Raw genomic sequence first — 1,018 nt, forward strand, 5'->3', positions numbered from 1 at the left:
CTGGCGCTGACAGCGGACGGCACCCCGTCCAACAAGATGATGGTCTCTCCGGAAAACAGCTCCAAAAACAGGTGTTCCCAATCGACGACATGCTTCACACCGCCCACCGCGGCCAACTTTTGTTCGATCCACGGAAACCATTCTTTTTCTGTTAATGACAGTGGAAATGACGCCTCCAGCAACGGCGTCAGCAAAAACTCGTACACATGTTTTTCGTCAACAAGGCCATCCACAAAGACGATGGCTGCTTTGATTTGCCTCTCTTGACCCAGCGAAAACCGACGGATGACGACATCGCTGCTTTGTCCAGTCGTTTGGCGGATGATGTCAAGGTTGACGGCTAATTCAGCTGACATCGGCTCTTGCGGGACGTCCGCCGCCTCGCCGCTATGGTCCGGTCCTTCTTGTTTCACCCCGTCATTGATCTGCTTTTTTTGTCGGCCCATTCCCCATTGAAACAGCATGTTTTTCCTCCTCACTCCGCTTCCTTTTTATCCCTCATTATGGACACGAAATCGGGAGGACATACGCCCGTGCATCGGTTTTGAATCAATAGCAAAAACTAAAGAAAAACAGCAGGTGGAACACCATGAAACTAATTGTTGTTTGGCTGATGTTTGCCTTGCTCGCCATAGGAACGATGGTAAGCATGGATCAGTTGATGGGGATGACCTTGCATCAATCGTTGCATATCGTGCTGAACCCATTTCGAGTAATGAAGGCACCAGAACTGTTTATTTTCTCATTGTTCGTCCTTTCACTATTGCTCGATCTGTTGAACGTTTGGATGTGGAAACGAAAAAACAAAACGTCTTGACCAACAGCCGGGGGCAAAAAGAGGAAGGTGCCCCAAAAGCAACGGGACACCTTTTCTCTTCATCGGGCGTTACCTTTTCTGTATTTGCTCCCAATGATGCTGTTGTTGCAACCACTCGCGAACATGGGTGCTGTGTGAAGACAAGGGAACGGTAAACGAATCGCCGTCGCTTTGCAGCAATTCAATATTCCCCTGCCATGT

2 protein-coding genes are annotated in these 1,018 nt (G+C 49.1%); one reads left to right on the top strand and one right to left on the bottom strand.

Annotated elements, in window-relative coordinates; translation table 11 throughout:
• Window positions 1-464: spore germination protein (locus VU18_RS15835; RefSeq protein WP_047758489.1), on the bottom strand; the 464-nt coding region annotated here is incomplete at its 3' end.
• 125 nt (window positions 465-589) lie between these two features.
• Here VU18_RS15835 and VU18_RS15840 point away from each other — a divergent pair.
• The gene (locus VU18_RS15840; protein ID WP_021322398.1) at window positions 590-817 is read left to right on the top strand and encodes a hypothetical protein; all 228 of its coding nucleotides are present in this window, start codon (window positions 590-592) and stop codon (window positions 815-817) included.
• Window positions 818-1,018 lie beyond the last annotated feature (201 nt).

The organism is Geobacillus sp. ZGt-1, assembly GCF_001026865.1.
Classification (GTDB): domain Bacteria; phylum Bacillota; class Bacilli; order Bacillales; family Anoxybacillaceae; genus Geobacillus; species Geobacillus thermoleovorans.